This is a genomic window from Psychrobacter sp. AOP22-C1-C5 (assembly GCF_052378885.1).
In the GTDB taxonomy this organism is placed as follows: domain Bacteria; phylum Pseudomonadota; class Gammaproteobacteria; order Pseudomonadales; family Moraxellaceae; genus Psychrobacter.
On record NZ_JBQSYC010000009.1, the window covers coordinates 32,191 to 48,621 of the forward strand.

The following is a 16,431-nucleotide window of genomic DNA, read 5'->3' on the forward strand; positions in this document are numbered from 1 at the left end:
GCTCTTACTGCTTTATCACCATTGATGTCATTGCTAACCCATTTAATACTCGTTAATATCGATAGTACAGGGATTCCCCATTCGCTACGTTTACAGTATGAAGTATTGAAGGAAGTGGTTTGCTATGTTCGGTATCGAAAACTATCTAGGATTTATTTTAGCGGCCATTTTATTAAACCTGACGCCTGGCACGGATAGCGTATATATTATTACTCGCAGTATCTCACAAGGACAGAAAGCTGGGCTTTACTCTGTGCTAGGTATTACCTCAGGCAGTCTGATACATACTTTATTGGCTTCACTAGGGCTATCCGTATTGCTAGCCAGCTCCCCTGTGGCATTTATGATCGTAAAATACATTGGTGCCGCTTATTTATGCTACTTGGGTCTAAAAATGCTACTGAACAAACCATCAAATTCTATAGCAAATAGCTTGTCCAAGGATAAAATTATTGGCAATCAATACAAGGTCGACAATTGGCAAATATATAAACAAGGCGTGTTGACCAACGTCTTTAATCCAAAGGTTGCCTTGTTCTTTATCGCATTCTTCCCTCAGTTTATTGACGCTAATTATGCTTATGGGATGGTATCATTTTTAGTATTGGGACTAACCTTTGCCAGCACTGGCTTTATATGGTGTTCATGTTTGGCATTATTGGCCGCTCGGTTCAGCAAAAAATTGCGAGAAAACCCTTCTGTTGAAACGATATTAAATAAAATCAGTGGTGTGGTATTTATTGGCTTAGGAATTAAGCTGTTGACTGAAAAGGCTTAACTAGTAAAACCCTAAATCATACTAAGACGAATAGACGCCTAAACTGTCTCTTTGCTCTCAGCCGCCAATTGACGTAGCACATAATGCAACACACCGCCATGACGCACGTATTCGCGCTCTTTTGGCGTCTGTAGCATGACGTTGACTTCAAAGGTCTCTGCCGAGCCATCAGCGCGCGTAGCAGTAACTGTCGCTGTCTTGCTCTCACCATTTTCGAGGCCTGTGATGCTAAGCACTTCTGAGCCATCAAGCTTATAAGTATCAGCGTTTTCACCGTCTTTAAAGGTCAATGGTAGTACGCCCATACCGACAAGGTTTGAGCGATGAATACGCTCAAACGAGCTGGTCAATACCGCTTTTACGCCGAGCAAAATCGTACCTTTGGCAGCCCAATCGCGGCTAGAGCCAGAGCCATACTCTGCACCGCCCAGTACTACGAGCGGACGCTTATCTTCTTTGTACTTCATGGCTGCGTCATAGATAGCCATTTCTTCGCCGTCTTGTAGTGTTGCGCTATTGCCATTGAAGTAATAAGTATAGCCACCCTCTTTACCCTGCATCATGGTGTTTTTGATACGAATATTGGCAAAGGTACCACGGGTCATGACTGCATCGTTACCACGGCGTGAGCCATAGCTATTAAAATCAGCTTGTAATACACCGCGCTCTTGCAAGTATTTACCTGCTGGTGAGTCTGGATCGATATTGCCAGCAGGTGAGATATGATCGGTCGTAATTGAATCACCGAACAATCCTAAAATACGCGCGCCGTCAATATCTGGGATACCTTCTGGCTCCATCGTCATGCCTTCAAAGAACGGCGGGTTCTTAATATAGGTCGACTCTTCACTCCACGGATACAGCTGACTATCAGCTGAACTGATAGCATTCCATGCGTGACTACCTTCGAACACTTCGCCATAGTTTTTGCGGAACATATCGGCATCGATATTATTGGCAATCAGCTCATTGATTTCATCCGACGTCGGCCAAATGTCTTTTAAATAGACATCATTACCGTCTTGGTCTTGTCCAATTGGGTGCGTTGTCATGTCGATATCGACTGTACCTGCCAGCGCATAGGCAACTACCAAGGGCGGCGATGCCAAATAACTGGCTTTAACGTGTGAGTGAATGCGACCTTCAAAGTTACGGTTACCAGACAACACAGCCGCCGCGACCAAATCATTCTCTTCAATGCCTTGCTCAATACTTTCAAGCAAGGGTCCTGAGTTACCAATACAAGTTGTGCAGCCATAACCAACAAGATAAAAGCCAGTCTTTTCTAGCTCGTCCATCAACTTGGTTTTTTCTAAATAATCTGTTACTACTTTAGAACCAGGTGCCAATGATGTCTTTACCCAAGGCTTGGCTTTTAGACCTTTTGCGGCTGCTTTTTTCGCAACCAACCCAGCACCAATCATGACTGCTGGGTTCGACGTGTTGGTACAAGAAGTAATAGCGGCGATGACCACTGAGCCATCTCGTAGCTTGTGTTCTTTATCATTGATATTGATGGTAGAGAACACATTATTTGCAGGCTTATAAACATCAGTATCTGCTTGCGCCTCATCGATCTTAGGCTCAGCGGCTAAGGTGTCCGCTTGCTCTTGCTCACCGCCTTCTTGGTCAAAGCGAATTTTTCCTTCAACTTCTGACTTACGGTCTTTGGTCATTTTTTCTAACGTTTCGCCGAACTTTTCGTGCATGTCAGACAAGTTGATGCGCTGCTGCGGTAAGTTGGGACCTGCAAGTGCTGGCTGTACACAAGATAAGTCCAGCTCTAGCTTACTTGAATACGTGGCCGCTGGCGTATCGGCATCGTGCCACAAACCTTGTGCTTTCGCGTACTTTTCAACCAGCTCAATTTGTGCTTCATCGCGTCCAGACAGACGCAGATAATCAATCGCCATTTGGTCAATCGGGAAAATACCGCAAGTCGCGCCATACTCTGGTGCCATATTGGCAATGGTTGCACGGTCAGCAAGCGGCATACTATGTAGCCCTTCACCATAAAACTCTACGAATTTACCAACCACACCGTGCGCACGCAACATCTCAACCACACGTAGTACCAAATCGGTAGCAGTGACGCCTTCTGTTAATTTACCTGTGAGTTCAAACCCTACGACTTGTGGAATGAGCATGGAAGAGGGTTGACCGAGCATTGCTGCTTCTGCTTCAATACCGCCTACGCCCCAACCAAGTACGCCGATACCATTAATCATAGTGGTGTGACTGTCTGTACCAAACACCGTGTCAGGATACGCCGTCAGCTCGCCTTCTACTTCTGCTGCCATGACCACACGCGCCAAATATTCAAGGTTGACCTGATGCACAATGCCAGTCGCTGGTGGTACAACCACGAAGTTCTCAAAGGCATTACGACCCCAATGCAAAAACTCATAACGCTCATTGTTACGCTTGAACTCAATCTTTTCGTTCAGATCGAGCGCGTCCTCACGTCCATAAGCATCCACTTGTACAGAATGATCGACAACCAACTCACTAGGGATAAAGGGGTTAATTTGCTCCGCTTTACCGCCAAGCTCGACCACTGCATCACGCATGGCTGCCAAATCGACAACCGATGGCACACCCGTGAAGTCTTGCAAGACCACACGCGCTGGCATAAAGGCAATCTCTTTTGACGCCTCAGCACCCGCATCCCAATTGGCCACGGCTTCAATATGATTTTCACCGACAGATTGACCACCATCTTCATTACGCAATAGGTTCTCTAATACGATTTTCATGCAAAACGGTAGCGTACTGATGTTTTCATAGGTGGTAGTCAGCTTTGGCAGACTGTAATAGGCATGTTCCTTGCCATCGACCGAGATCGTATCTTTTACATTAAAAATATCGCTCATGGTAGCTTCCTTATCGTCGTTTTTATCAGAATTATCGAATCTGCACATAAACTGCTTTATGTTTAACAGATGACTGGTGGCTAAATAGATGATGCATTCACTTTTTATTCAAAATCATTAGGACTTCAATGTTAATTTTTTATATCAAGATTTTACTATCAAAAATCTAACATCAAGACCTTGAATATCAAGACTATAAATAGTGAGAAAGGTTTGGTTGCACAAAACAGCTAAGAGTACTTATTGCTTAACTGTCACTACCTTTACCATAACAAATATATGGAATTTTGTTAACGCTTAGACGTTGTCAAATCGTGGCACAATCGTAAACATTATAGTGGGTTAGAACAATGGGTTAGAGTGGAGTTACTTTCAAATCCATAGCCTGCAACTGGTATCAATTTTCCTTACTTGCTGCCAAGCAGAGGCCACGAAAAATTTATCCTAGTTGCATACAGCGATTAAGGCATAATTTTACGCACAACTAAACTCTTTTTAAATATTATGTTCTCTTCCGGCGACCTGAACGGAAAACGTGGCGATCCTCGTAAAAAGAGGGATGTTCATTGTCAGACCAGAAATGTGGTACGCCCAAGATAGGCAATGGAGCAAGTTGACGTGGAGTCACATTATCCTGTGACAATAATTTATCCATATAATCAGCCACTTGATTGTCCAAATAGCTCATACGCTCAGACAGCGGCAGAGCAAAAAAATCCTGCGTGACATGGATAACGATACTGTGTGCGCATAACGGCTTGCGCGGTTGCACCAATTGCTCAAGCAGTGCATGACCAAAAATATATACCGCCACCTTCGCTCCAATATTTGCCTGTCTTGGATCATCCCACTGCCCACGCGGCGTGACCAAACTTTCCTGCCAATTAAAATCAATCAAGGCGTCACCAATACTTGGCTCAGCAGTGACTAGCACCGCTCCGTTTTCATCAAATATGGTGATAGTATCGCGCACGCGTCCGCGACTCTCACCGATGCCCTGTGCTTCAATTTCCTTCATATGATAGTAATTGAATAAGGCTTTGGTCTTGGGAAACGTTAGCCAAATACTGCCGTTAAACAAATCATGCAAATTATCACGCGTAGGTATATTGCCCGTTATCGCGATAAAGTGCTCATAAGCTTCGCCTTCAGGTAGAGCATTTTGTGAGACGAATGTTAGCGGATGCGCCAGATTACTTTGGATAGGCTTAGTGCTTGGTAAGGCAGATTGTGAGTCTTTATATTGGCAAGTGAAAGCTGTGTTTAACACATCAGCGATGATATCGATTGGCCAGTCGTCATGCGTTACATAAGGTTTTTTCTCGTTTGCACAGCTTAAATCGCTAACGGTTTTACTCAGATAATTTAATTGGCTCAAATGAGTTAACCATGGCGCTTGCCAGTTAATATCGGCAAAGCTGTCATCAAGCACAGGCAAACTATCAAAAGGAGCTTCAGTAGGCATATTAGCAGGGACATGAGAGTACGTAGTGGAGCGTGAATGAGTCGCGGTCATATAAGCTATCTCTGTTAGATGTATGGCTGGTCTATGGTATCATGGTGCGCTTTTTTACAGCGAGACAAGCGATCTGAAATGACAATTTCAGCGCTATTTATTGATGAGTTTCTATGGCAAATTTTAATACCCACTTAAACACCGCATTTATGGTGAGTGGTACGCTGAGTTTAACGGTTTATAAAGCGGGATTGGTTGATGATCCAGGGTTTTTGATGTGCGTGGCGCTCGGTACCATAGGCGGGCTTTTGCCTGACTTGGACTCTGACAACTCAACACCGATTAAGCTGGGTTTTAATATTACCTCGTTTGTGTTTGCCTTTGGTCTGGTCATGCATTGGCGCGATGATTTGAGTTTGCTGTCGCTAATCGTTTTGTGGCTGGCAGGCTACTGCTTTATGCGTTACACCGTTTTTTCTGTCTTTACCAATATGACAGTGCACCGCGGCGTGATTCATTCTGTGCCTTATATGGCGATACTTGGACTGGGACTGACTTGCCTCAGCTATTATGTATTGCAGATTTCGCTGACTGCCAGTTGGTTTTATGGTTTGTTCTTATTTGGCGGCGCATTGGTACATTTGCTATTAGATGAGATATACAGTGTCAATTTATCAAACATGAAGATGAAGCGCTCATCTGGCACGGCAATGAAGTTTTATCAGCATAAAGACAAATGGTGGTATTTATTAATCTATGTCGTACTTGCGATGCTGTTATATCTCGCCCCACCCTTTGAACCGTTTTGGCAGCAGCTTCGAGATCCAGCACCATGGGCGCAATTAAAAGTAGGTATATTGCCTGATATTATAGAAGACATGCTGCGCGAAAGAACAAGATGATGGTGCTTGACGATCAAAATTCTCTACTATAATCGGCGAAAACTAATGTCGATACATCAGGCACTGCTAATATCAGTTTTCTTGCTTACTGTGCCTGCGCAGACAGAGGCTGCAAAAATTGATACCAGCAGTACCGTAGCGCTTTTGAGATATTTTGACTATAGTTGCACCGTGGCTGCTATAGAATAAATCGACCATACCAATACGAATAATTAGAGTACGCTATGTCACTTCTTACACCATCTTCTACCCAAACTTGCCCTTGCCAAGTCAATCCGTCATTAGAAAAATTAGGCTCACAACTCACATATCAAGTGTGCTGTCAGCCGTATCATGACGGTCTTTGTGATGAAAATAGTGATAAAGCAGTTGGCGCAAAAGCAGAGACTGCCGAGCGTCTCATGCGCACGCGTTATAGTGCGTTTGTCTTGATTAAACCAGATTATATCGTCAAGACCACGCTGCCTGCTCAGCAAAGTTTGCTTGATGTTGACGCGATTGAGAGCTGGGCAAAAGAGACGGATTGGGCAGGACTAGAAATCGTGCGGCACACGCCAAAGCTCGGTAAGCGTCACGCACAGGTTGAGTTTAAAGCGTTCTTCAATATCGCAGACCGCATACAGGCGCATCATGAATTGTCTGCTTTCGTAAAAGTAGCAGACAAAACCAATAATGACGCACGTTGGTACTTTTTAGATCCAACGGTGGCAATGACGGTCACGCAAAAGCAGCCGTGTATTTGTGGGTCGGGTGAGAAGTTTAAGCGGTGTTGCGGGGAGTATTTGTAACTGACTGAACGTCAATAAGCTCTAGGCTTTTCACCTTTTCAATAAATGAAACAACTTCATTAGTTGTTTGTTCAATCCATTGTTTCCTACTGTCTCTATCAACCAGCCGATACAAATGGCTTGGTTTTTTAAAGTCTACCATTCTGTTTGGCAATATATTTACGCCTAGAAACCATTTACTTTCACTCATACGACCGTTTGGATATAAATTACTTATTCCACTCGCTAAATCGATAAGAGCATCTGGATATTGAAGACGCATTGCATCCTGAGAGACGGTCATGCCGTAATAGATATTTTGATTAATCTGTATAAAGCAGTAAATATCATGCTGCTTTGAACTGCCAATTTTACAGTGTATACCATACAATTTTGATGCATTTTTAGCTTTGTAGTAATTGTTTACTGCCCTACTAAAATCACATACCTGTAAATTTTTATCGCAGAAACTAAATTTGTAGCCTTTGCTTTCAAGCGTAATTTTTAGCTCTTCCCAAATTTTCTTTTGTAAATCAATTTGAAATCCCGTAAAAGATTTACTCAACTCATACGCCAGCTTAAAATTGTCTTGCTGGTAAAGTAACTCAATATGCGCTTCTTTCATTTTTGCTGACCTTGTATCGCCAGTCAATTTGCCGACCAGACGTCTATATTGTAATAGTGTTTGCTCAATATGCGGATAGCTGACGGCCTCGATAATACAAGCATCCAGCCAGCTGGTGATATCATCTTTATACGTAATTTGAGCAAACTGACTGTGCAATAAGTTTCCTTTGCCGTAATCACTAACTGCCTCACCGTATTTATTTAAATATAAGATATAAATATTTTCTGGTGCATAGCCCATATTAGTACAGGCTTCAAAATAGCGCTGAAGCTGATTTTTCTGGTCATAGGCGTTAATTTTATTCTCAATTACAATGATACTGTCGTTGTTTTTTAAAACAATATCTATTCGACCAGAGCCTTTTATATCTATTTCAGTTTGACAAGTGTAGGGCTGATTTGGGCAAAGCGGCAGACGCTCCCACACTTGAGTTTCAACTGCTGCGTTCAACACTTGGTCGATAAATAGCTTTTGGAAAGTATCAATGCCGTGGCTACCTGTTGATTTTAATAACTCTGCTAAGAATTTAGAATGTAGTCCCACTTCTTCATCGTCCCTTCTTAGAAGGGAGAATATATTAAAAGCATACCTTGTATCGGACGCTTCTACTGCCGCCGCCTGCTCTATTTTTTCTAGTTCTTTAAAAAAGTCATCGTAGATCATAGTCGCTCGTTATTTTTAGTATGTGCTACATTAAAGACTACTCTTACCCCTAAACACTCGCCCCAACCGCTCGCGCAATCGCACGGCCTTCATCAATCGTCAAAAACTTACGCTGACTTGGACTGTCTTTATAGATTATATCCCCATCTTGAAATATCAGACATTCGTTAACAGCCAGCTGCTGCCATTTTTCATTTTCGGTGAGTGGAACGGTCACTAGAATCGTCACTTTGTCTTTATCAGTGGTGACATCGCCAAAGTTAATCGCCAAATCATCATCAGCCAATTTTGCCTCACCAAATGGCGCTTGACGCGTGAGGTAAAACAATAAGCTACCAGCATAAGCCAGCTGCCACTTGCCATTTGATATCAAGCAATTAAACAAGCCATTGGCGGATAGATAGCGACATTGCGTGGTCAAAAAGTTAAACAGCGTTTGGTCATCAGGGCGAGTTTTAAAGCTGCTTTTCAGTCGATTGACCAGATAACAAAACGCCATTTCAGAATCCGTATTGCCAACTGGCTGACAATGCGTGGCATTGCCGTTGTCTTGCAGACGCTGGCAGCGCTTAATAAATTCACTGTTCATCTGCCCATTATGTGCAAATACCCACTGCTCGCCCCACACTTCGCGGACGAACGGATGCGTATTTGCCAAGCAATTTTGCCCCTGAGTCGCTTTACGAATGTGGGCAATGACATTCATGGCTTTGATGGGATAGTTATTGACCAGATCAGCGACAGGTGACATATGGCTTGGGCGATTGTCATGAAACAAGCGCAGTCCCGTTGAGGCATTTGCCGATTCACTATTGGAGCATTCACTACGCTCAAAAAACGCAATGCCAAAACCATCTTCATGACTGTCGGTCATGCCGCCACGCTTGCGAAAACCTGCGAAGCTAAAGCCAATATCGGTTGGCGTATTACAGTTCATTCCTAAGAGTTGGCACATTTATAAATTACCACCGTTATAGTCATCTGTTTTCGCATTTAAAGTATCGTTTGGCGTGGCCTCTACCGATTCATCAAACATCTCGTAAGGCGCGGTAGCCGCGTCTGTATCGATACTATTTAAAATACGTTGAGCCTGTGCTAGCTCAGTATCTTGTATCCACAGCACAACGCCTGAATTCATACCGGGCATCGCACTCAGCGGTTGTAGAGACACGGTAATGCCATTATTGCGCAGTAGATTGGCATGCAGCTCGCCTTGCATGTTGGTGTCGTAACGCGCCAGTTTGTGCCAGTTGTCAACTTGATCGGTCATAATGAGATCCTTTTAAATGCTTATAGATGTGACTTGTGGCTATGATTCTAGTTGCAACCGAATCCTGATGACCAATTAATTTGACCCAATGGATAAGCATCAATATGAAAGCCATTGGGATAATCTTTAAAACCAGGCTTAGTCTTCAATTGCTCAATAGCAGATGCCGCTTGTTGCTCAGTGGCAAATACACCTATTAATTTATAATCTTCAACATCTTTGTTTCTATCATCATCTTTATAACGCGCATGTTCAAGGACAAAAACCGTATTTTGTGCTTTTTCAACGTGCGACCAATGATAAGCAGATAGGCGCTTCATCAAGTCAGGGTTTTTGACCATGATGTTATCACCTGTGCGCCCTTCGGTACGGTTATAGTGAATGACGTTTAGGCGTAGTAGCCAAAAAATCACCGCCGCTTTGGCAAGCATCACTGGTAAGGCACGCTTTTCATCCTCGCTAAGCGGGCGTTTAGACTCATACCCTTGTAAAAACGCGGCCATCTTACTGCGATCAAAGTTCACCGACTCGCCCTGCTCGGCATCACCCCACGTAGTACAAAAATCATTAATAGTAATGGCGATATCCATCACGTAGTGCTCGACACTGACCTCAGTGAAGTCCAGTAGACCCGTTAGACGAGCCCCCCCTTTTTGTAGATGCCAAAGCGTGTTGTCCGCAAACATATCCAAATGACACAAGCCTTTTGGCAAGCTTGCAAGCGGTAAATCTGTATAAGCGCGCCAAATATCGCTCATCAATTTGGCTTCGTCACTTGGCATAAACTGGCTTTCGCGATCGCGCACATCGCTCCACGGATACAAGGGTACGCCATATTGCTCGCTCGGTTGCAGCGCTTGCAATGTCTCATGCAGCATCGCTAGCGCCGCGCCAATCTCGTGGCACATTGCTTGCGTGGTTTGCTCTGGGTGCGAGCCTGCCAAACAAGGAACCAGCGTAATCGCTTTATTTTCATAGTGAATCACGTAACTTTTATCGTTGTCCGTTTGAGCATTGTCCGTTTGAGCGATGTCCGATTCAATCACAGCGAGCGGCGCGGCAACGGGCAACTTACCATCTAACTGATTGAGGATAACGGCCATTTTTTCGATGTCAGCGGGCGGACGCTCTTCAAACAGAGTAAACACGTAAGAAGGTGCGCCTGCTACGTCATCAGTCGTCTCAATAAACCAGTTAGAATTTTTGATGCCTTGCGTAATCGGAATGGCACGCGCAAATGACACGCCAAAGCTTTGGCAAAAGGCGGCAAACTGGTCATCGGTTAACTGGGTATAGACGGACATGACATCTCACTTATGATAATTAAACGGTAGAAATAGAGGGTGAAATAATACATTCAATTTGGGCAATAATAAACGTGGCGGCAGGTGATAATAGTGACTATTACGCTACTAATAAGCAAACTCTAAATACCGATATGATGCTTGGACAACCACCTGCACACTATAATTTAATAGATATTAAATAAAATGGCTACCACGTACTATTAACTTGGATGGCACATGGACTAGGCACTTTTTGCAATTTCTAAGCCCTTTGCAATCGATAAATAAACAGGCGCTTTAGGGACATCTTGATAAACCATCTGACCATCTGCAAAAATGATGCACTCATCAACGGCAAGCTGTTGCCAGTCCTCATCAACGGTAAGCGGTGTGGTGGCAAGGATTGTCATGACATCGCTTGCTTCATTGACTGTCTCAAAATTCATCATCAAATCAACATCGATAAGGGCTGCTGAACCAAAGGGCGCTTGGCGGGTGACGTAAAACAATAAAGTGTTGGCATAGGCAAGCAGCCACTCGCCATTAGACATCGTACAATTAAACAATCCATAATTTGCCAAAAAACGACACTGCTCCGTTAAAAACTTATAAAGTGTTTGCGTATCGGGCTTGTGCTCAAAACGGTCTTTGAGCTGATTGAGTAAATAGCAAAACGCAAATTCTGAATCGGTGTCGCCGACTGGGATATAATGACGCGATTTGCCTTGTTTGCCTGTTGCTTGATTAATGGGGTCGCTATCGGAGACATCCTTAATGGTCATTTTACCATTGTGAGAAAATACCCAAGCCTCGCCCCAAATCTCGCGGGTAAAGGGATGGGCATTACTTAACAATTGGTCATCTGACTTACGAATATGGACAATGGTATTGGCCGCTTTTACTCGAGTTTGACTGACCAATTCAGCAAGAGGAGAGTCCATCGCCGCGCGATTATCATAGTAAAGGCGCAATCCTGTCGGCTCAAAATAAGCTATTCCAAAGCCGTCAATGTGATCGTCTGTCAGTCCACCACGAGCCCGAAAACCAGCAAAGGAAAAACCAATATCAGCAGGGTTTTTGCTGTTCATGGCGAGCAATTGACACATAAGCAACCTTTGCATTTGTTTTGTAAAATAGTTACGCGTATCATAGCATTTTAAGTGATCTATCTTTGTATTCTTGCGCGAATTAATAGGCGGTTTTATGCTAGCAAAACGTATCATTCCCTGTCTTGATGTAGACAACGGCCGCGTGGTCAAAGGCGTGCAATTTGTCGATATCAAAGACGCAGGCGACCCTGTTGAAGTCGCCAAACGTTATAACGAACAAGGCGCGGATGAGATTACTTTTTTGGACATTACGGCCACCAATGATGAGCGCGATACCACCTATCATACCGTTGAGCGTATGGCAGAAACGGTGTTTGTACCCTTAACCGTTGGCGGCGGCGTGCGTAAAATTGGTGATATTCGCAACTTACTAAATGCAGGCGCTGATAAAGTGGCGATCAATTCGGCGGCCGTTTTTACGCCTGAATTTGTTTTTGATGCGGCGCAAAAATTTGGCAATCAATGTATCGTGGTTGCAATCGATGCTAAGCGCGTCGCTGATGTGACTGTCGACGGCATTATCGTGCCACGTTGGGAGATTTTCACTCATGGTGGACGCAAACCCACAGGTATTGATGCGGTTGCTTGGGCAAGCAAAATGGCAGAATTGGGCGCAGGCGAGTTATTGGTCACCTCGATGGATGGCGATGGCACCAAAAAAGGCTATGATTTGGCCTTGATGCAACAGATTACCAGCCGAGTCAATGTGCCCGTGATCGCTTCAGGTGGGGTCGGCAACTTACAGCATTTGGCGGAAGGGGTACTTGAGGGCGGCGTCGATGCGGTACTGGCTGCCAGTATTTTTCACTTCGGTGAGTATACCGTCTTGGAAGCCAAACAATATATGGCATCACAAGGCATACAGATGCGCTTATAAGACGTTGGTAAAATGCCAATAAATTGGAAAAAATGTTATCATAGCGCTAACCACTTATTTTCGTTCATTTAACTGCCGTTTTTTACTTACTTAAGAATGGGCAGACAATTAGGCAGGCTATTTGAACCTATCACTATAATAGTGAGCTCAATATCAAAGAGAGTCCGCGTGACTGGGATAAATTTTTCGATGCCTCTATCGGCAGCGCCGCATCAAGTAAGAAAAATTTGTACCAGCTGCGCACTATAATGTTATGTGTCCACTTTATTTATTATCGACTATATTTAGCAACTCGCTTATCCCTATACTTTCATTAAAAGCCAATTAGGCAAAGGATTTTTATGTCAAATTTACAACAGCAACGCAATGACGTGACCCATATCGATGGTAATTTGCATCAAAACGCCGATGCCCGTATTGGTATCGTGGTCGGTCGTTTTAATGGTTTTGTCGTTGAGTCGTTGGTAGATGGTGCAATAGATGCGCTATTACGTCATGGGGTTTTGGGCAGCAATATTACTGTTATCCGTGTACCTGGCGCTTTTGAATTACCATTGGTTGCTCAGCGCGCCGCTGAATCTGATCGCTTTGATGCCATTATTGCTCTAGGCGCAATCATTCGTGGTAGCACGCCACATTTTGACTTTGTTGCTAGCGAGTCTGCAAAAGGCTTAAGCAGTGTAGCCATTGATTATAATATCCCAGTCGCAAATGGCGTACTGACGACCGACAGCATCGAGCAAGCTATTGAGCGCTCTGGCACCAAAGCAGGTAATAAAGGTTCTGAAGCCGCTATGGTCGTGCTTGAGATGATTGCGGTACTATCACAGCTAGACATTGATGATGATAGCGATGCTGTTTAAGTTTTATAAATAAAGCAGCCTTTATTTAAACTGAGGTTAAATGATTTATATTGTCTGATCTCCGTTAGATTGGTGCGGTTTTTTAATAATAACCACACCTAAATAGCTTTAGTCAGCGTTAAAAAACTGGTTATTTATTATATTTTTATCCCTTTTTCCAAATATAAAGCAGGAAATTAAGCCAGAAAAACGTAGTGAATTCACTTTAAAGTCGATACAGCGCGACTGAAATGAATTTTCTGTAGCCTCTGTGATAGCAGCAAGCAAGGAAAATTTATACCAGTCGCGCGTAGCTGTTAACGTTATCCATTTTATTTTGAACTAACTACAGTATAAGCAGTACGCTTATTAACTTCATGGTGTACGTTACTGATTTATCGTTTGGATAAGTATTATCTCAAAAATTTAGGTACAGACCCCTTATGACTGACCAACTCAAGCGCGCGATTAGCGCTGCGAAAACCGCACAAACCAACGATCAACAAGCTGAAGCTACCCGTATAGCGAGCAGCAGTGCGGGAGATCAAACCTTCGATATGAGTGAGTCTTCTTATAAGACCAGTCATACGGCTATTCGCAAGGCGCGTCGCTTTGCCTTGCAAGGTCTATACGAATGGCTCGTCACTGATCGCCGCTTTGATATAGATGGCAAACTTGGTTGGAAAGCCAATGCCCCACATGATATTGCCGCCCGTACACGCGCCACCAATGCCATGCATACCGTCCATATCGGTTATTATCATGAGATGATGCGTGACATCCCAGATCAGATTGAAGCGCTCGATGCCCTTATTAGCCAGCATCTTGATCGTGAAATCGATAAATTAGATACTGTTGAACATGCTATTTTGCTTATCGGCGCTTATGAATTACAAAACCGCTTTGAGATTCCGTACAAAGTCGTACTTGATGAGGCGATGAAGCTGAACAATCATTTTGGTGCGACTGATGCGCACAAATTGATTAATGCGGTACTCGATAAAATGGCCGTTGAACTGCGCGTCATTGAAATAGAAGCGGATACCAAAGCCAATCTACGTACATCACAAAAAACAGCCGCTAAACAGCCTGACGCCAAATCAGTCGATAGTACTGAAGCAGTGATTGTAGAAACGACTGAAACCAATAGCAACAATCAACCAGCTGCCTCAAACAAACCGCGTATTAGTGCCAACAATGCCAGCGTCAAACGTAATAGCGCTAGCAAAGCCAGTGCCAATATCAGTGAGTTTAAGGCGAGTAAAAAAGACGCTGACGCCAAAAATCAAGACTAACCATGAATGAATTTGAGCTGATTGAGCGCATATTTTCACAAATGCAAGCAGCGCAGCCTCTATCAAATAATATCGAAAAAGGCATTGGTGATGATGCTGCGGTAATGGCATTGCCTACGGGTTCGCGTTTGGTCAGCTGCATTGACACGCTTGTTCAAGGTCGACACTTTAGCGCTGATTGGAAACAAGTTGATAAATTGGCGTTTGCCATCGGTTATAAAGCAGTGGCGGTTAATGTCTCAGACATTGCTGCTATGGGCGCAGCACCGCATAGTATTTTATTGGCGCTAGCATTGCCTGAACGTCTTGCAAATGAACATTGGCTTAGCGAATTTGCCAAAGGTCTGTTTCATGCTTGCCAGTTATTCGGTGTTACCCTCATTGGCGGGGATACCACGCGTAGTGATAACCTAGTCCTCAGTGTGAGTGCGCAAGGGCTATTAGCCGCAAATATTCCAGCCATTTACCGCTCAGGTGCGCAAGTTGGCGACAAAGTATATGTATCAGGTACGCTTGGCGATGCCAGTTATGCCTTGCAACATCCTGAGAGCATTCAAGGTGTAGAACTGGCACATCGGCTACATATGCCTACCCCTCGTATTGCGTTGGGTGCCGCCTTGGCAAAAGTTGGTGCCACAGCAATGATTGATATCTCTGACGGTCTTTATCAAGATCTTGGACATATCTGTCAGCAAAGCGCTGTTAGCATGCGTATTAATCTTGAGCAATTGCCAACTAGTACACCGTTAGCAACCGTTGATTTATCTGAGCGCTTATTGTGTCAGTTGGCAGGCGGCGATGATTATGAACTGGCTTTTACGTTGCCTGCTCACATTGCGCTGCCTGTTAGCAACGTACCCGTTGCCTGCATCGGTGAAGTCATCGCGATAGCGGATAAACCAGACAACAATATAGATAGCGCGATGCATTTAACTCCTGAGCTTTATTATCAAGGCTATCCAGTCACACCAACTCATCCCGCTCCATTTTTTACATGGCCCACGCTAACGGGTTACCAACATTTTACAGGCTAACCCATGACCGATCACAACCTCTCTAAACCTGACATACGTAATGCCAACGACTGCCCTCCTCTACCTGCTAACGCCAGCATGCTGGATGGTGTGGTTTATTGGTTGGCGATTGGTTTAGGAAGTGGTCTATCTCGCCGCGCACCCGGTACTTGGGGTACGGTTGGAGGTCTGATTGTGGGCGTGCCGCTCATGAGCTTGGGATTTATTCCCTTTTTAGCGCTGACCATTTTATCTTGCTTGGTAGGTGTTTGGATCTGCGGACGGACGTCTGATTTGATGCAGGTACACGATGATCCGCACATTGTGTGGGATGAGTGGGCAGGCATGTGGATTACTTTATTACCTTTGTCTTACATTTTTTCTTATGTGCTTCCTACTCCTGAGGACACTTTGCCAATGCTATTGCAGCCGATGTTTTGGGGGTGGTTACCAACGGCATTTATCCTATTCCGCGTGTTTGATATCTTAAAGCCGCCACCGATCGGCTGGGCAGATAAGAAAGTAGCGGGCGGCCTTGGCGTGATGTTAGACGATATTATCGCAGGCGTCATGGCAGCAGCTATTTGGCTGGTGATTTTTATGAGTGTGATGATGTTTATTCCTGAAAGGCTACCCTTGTTAATGCCTCAATGACATACAATGATTAAGTTA

At 44.1% G+C, this 16,431-nt stretch carries 15 protein-coding genes; 8 read left to right on the forward strand and 7 right to left on the reverse strand.

Annotated elements, in window-relative coordinates:
* The first annotated feature begins 124 nt into the window (after positions 1–124).
* The gene (locus ACT3TH_RS11295; protein WP_444755932.1) at positions 125–778 is read left to right on the forward strand and encodes a LysE family translocator; all 654 of its coding nucleotides are present in this window, start codon (positions 125–127) and stop codon (positions 776–778) included.
* Between the two features lie 38 nt (positions 779–816).
* Here the strand turns inward: ACT3TH_RS11295 and acnA are convergent, their stop codons facing one another.
* Both acnA and ACT3TH_RS11305 read right to left on the reverse strand, forming a co-directional pair.
* Entirely contained in the window at positions 817–3,651 is a 2,835-nt protein-coding gene (gene acnA, locus ACT3TH_RS11300; protein WP_444755933.1) for an aconitate hydratase AcnA, read from the reverse strand.
* Between the two features lie 502 nt (positions 3,652–4,153).
* Positions 4,154–5,167, reverse strand: coding sequence for a DUF3025 domain-containing protein (locus ACT3TH_RS11305; protein WP_444755934.1), 1,014 nt, complete (start codon positions 5,165–5,167; stop codon positions 4,154–4,156).
* 113 nt (positions 5,168–5,280) lie between these two features.
* Here ACT3TH_RS11305 and ACT3TH_RS11310 point away from each other — a divergent pair, with 113 nt between their 5' ends.
* Together ACT3TH_RS11310 and ACT3TH_RS11315 are read left to right on the forward strand one after the other, a co-directional pair.
* Positions 5,281–6,009: a metal-dependent hydrolase gene (locus ACT3TH_RS11310; protein WP_444755935.1), complete on the forward strand. Its 729-nt coding sequence runs from the start codon at positions 5,281–5,283 to the stop codon at positions 6,007–6,009.
* 224 nt (positions 6,010–6,233) lie between these two features.
* Positions 6,234–6,797, forward strand: a complete 564-nt coding sequence (locus tag ACT3TH_RS11315; RefSeq protein WP_444755936.1) for a YchJ family protein — start codon at positions 6,234–6,236, stop codon at positions 6,795–6,797.
* Here ACT3TH_RS11315 and ACT3TH_RS11320 read toward each other — a convergent pair.
* From ACT3TH_RS11320 to ACT3TH_RS11340, 5 genes are all read right to left on the reverse strand, one after another.
* On the reverse strand, positions 6,769–8,067 hold the full coding sequence (locus tag ACT3TH_RS11320) for a PDDEXK-like family protein (protein WP_444755937.1): 1,299 nt from the start codon (positions 8,065–8,067) through the stop codon (positions 6,769–6,771). The two genes, ACT3TH_RS11315 and ACT3TH_RS11320, sit on opposite strands and share 29 nt — an antisense overlap.
* A 49-nt stretch (positions 8,068–8,116) precedes the next feature.
* Positions 8,117–9,022 (reverse strand): class II glutamine amidotransferase, encoded by a 906-nt coding sequence (locus ACT3TH_RS11325; RefSeq protein WP_444755938.1) that lies wholly within the window; start codon positions 9,020–9,022, stop codon positions 8,117–8,119.
* Positions 9,023–9,337 (reverse strand): hypothetical protein, encoded by a 315-nt coding sequence (locus ACT3TH_RS11330; RefSeq protein ID WP_444755939.1) that lies wholly within the window; start codon positions 9,335–9,337, stop codon positions 9,023–9,025.
* Between the two features lie 47 nt (positions 9,338–9,384).
* On the reverse strand, positions 9,385–10,641 hold the full coding sequence (locus ACT3TH_RS11335; RefSeq protein ID WP_444755940.1) for a homoserine kinase: 1,257 nt from the start codon (positions 10,639–10,641) through the stop codon (positions 9,385–9,387).
* 224 nt (positions 10,642–10,865) lie between these two features.
* Positions 10,866–11,729 (reverse strand): class II glutamine amidotransferase, encoded by an 864-nt coding sequence (locus ACT3TH_RS11340; RefSeq protein WP_444755941.1) that lies wholly within the window; start codon positions 11,727–11,729, stop codon positions 10,866–10,868.
* Positions 11,730–11,826: 97 nt separating this feature from the next.
* On the opposite strand from ACT3TH_RS11340, the gene hisF reads away from it, so the two are divergent.
* From hisF to ACT3TH_RS11365, 5 genes are all read left to right on the forward strand, one after another.
* On the forward strand, positions 11,827–12,609 hold the full coding sequence (gene hisF / locus ACT3TH_RS11345; protein WP_444755942.1) for an imidazole glycerol phosphate synthase subunit HisF: 783 nt from the start codon (positions 11,827–11,829) through the stop codon (positions 12,607–12,609).
* Positions 12,610–12,950: 341 nt separating this feature from the next.
* Positions 12,951–13,472: a 6,7-dimethyl-8-ribityllumazine synthase gene (gene ribH / locus ACT3TH_RS11350; protein ID WP_346718118.1), complete on the forward strand. Its 522-nt coding sequence runs from the start codon at positions 12,951–12,953 to the stop codon at positions 13,470–13,472.
* A gap of 422 nt (positions 13,473–13,894) precedes the next feature.
* Positions 13,895–14,746: a transcription antitermination factor NusB gene (nusB, locus tag ACT3TH_RS11355; RefSeq protein ID WP_444755943.1), complete on the forward strand. Its 852-nt coding sequence runs from the start codon at positions 13,895–13,897 to the stop codon at positions 14,744–14,746.
* A 2-nt stretch (positions 14,747–14,748) separates the two neighbouring features.
* Positions 14,749–15,780, forward strand: coding sequence for a thiamine-phosphate kinase (thiL, locus tag ACT3TH_RS11360; RefSeq protein WP_444755944.1), 1,032 nt, complete (start codon positions 14,749–14,751; stop codon positions 15,778–15,780).
* A 3-nt stretch (positions 15,781–15,783) separates the two neighbouring features.
* On the forward strand, positions 15,784–16,413 hold the full coding sequence (locus tag ACT3TH_RS11365; protein ID WP_444755945.1) for a phosphatidylglycerophosphatase A family protein: 630 nt from the start codon (positions 15,784–15,786) through the stop codon (positions 16,411–16,413).
* The last annotated feature ends 18 nt before the right edge of the window (positions 16,414–16,431 follow it).

Bases quoted from the DNA above. Each gene is read 5' to 3' on its own strand.
- ACT3TH_RS11295 (WP_444755932.1), top strand. From the start codon at position 125: ATGTTCGGTATCGAAAACTATCTAGGATTTATTTTAGCGGCCATTTTA.
- acnA (WP_444755933.1), bottom strand. From the start codon at position 3,651: ATGAGCGATATTTTTAATGTAAAAGATACGATCTCGGTCGATGGCAAG.
- ACT3TH_RS11305 (WP_444755934.1), bottom strand. From the start codon at position 5,167: ATGACCGCGACTCATTCACGCTCCACTACGTACTCTCATGTCCCTGCT.
- ACT3TH_RS11310 (WP_444755935.1), top strand. From the start codon at position 5,281: ATGGCAAATTTTAATACCCACTTAAACACCGCATTTATGGTGAGTGGT.
- ACT3TH_RS11315 (WP_444755936.1), top strand. From the start codon at position 6,234: ATGTCACTTCTTACACCATCTTCTACCCAAACTTGCCCTTGCCAAGTC.
- ACT3TH_RS11320 (WP_444755937.1), bottom strand. From the start codon at position 8,067: ATGATCTACGATGACTTTTTTAAAGAACTAGAAAAAATAGAGCAGGCG.
- ACT3TH_RS11325 (WP_444755938.1), bottom strand. From the start codon at position 9,022: ATGTGCCAACTCTTAGGAATGAACTGTAATACGCCAACCGATATTGGC.
- ACT3TH_RS11330 (WP_444755939.1), bottom strand. From the start codon at position 9,337: ATGACCGATCAAGTTGACAACTGGCACAAACTGGCGCGTTACGACACC.
- ACT3TH_RS11335 (WP_444755940.1), bottom strand. From the start codon at position 10,641: ATGTCCGTCTATACCCAGTTAACCGATGACCAGTTTGCCGCCTTTTGC.
- ACT3TH_RS11340 (WP_444755941.1), bottom strand. From the start codon at position 11,729: ATGTGTCAATTGCTCGCCATGAACAGCAAAAACCCTGCTGATATTGGT.
- hisF (WP_444755942.1), top strand. From the start codon at position 11,827: ATGCTAGCAAAACGTATCATTCCCTGTCTTGATGTAGACAACGGCCGC.
- ribH (WP_346718118.1), top strand. From the start codon at position 12,951: ATGTCAAATTTACAACAGCAACGCAATGACGTGACCCATATCGATGGT.
- nusB (WP_444755943.1), top strand. From the start codon at position 13,895: ATGACTGACCAACTCAAGCGCGCGATTAGCGCTGCGAAAACCGCACAA.
- thiL (WP_444755944.1), top strand. From the start codon at position 14,749: ATGAATGAATTTGAGCTGATTGAGCGCATATTTTCACAAATGCAAGCA.
- ACT3TH_RS11365 (WP_444755945.1), top strand. From the start codon at position 15,784: ATGACCGATCACAACCTCTCTAAACCTGACATACGTAATGCCAACGAC.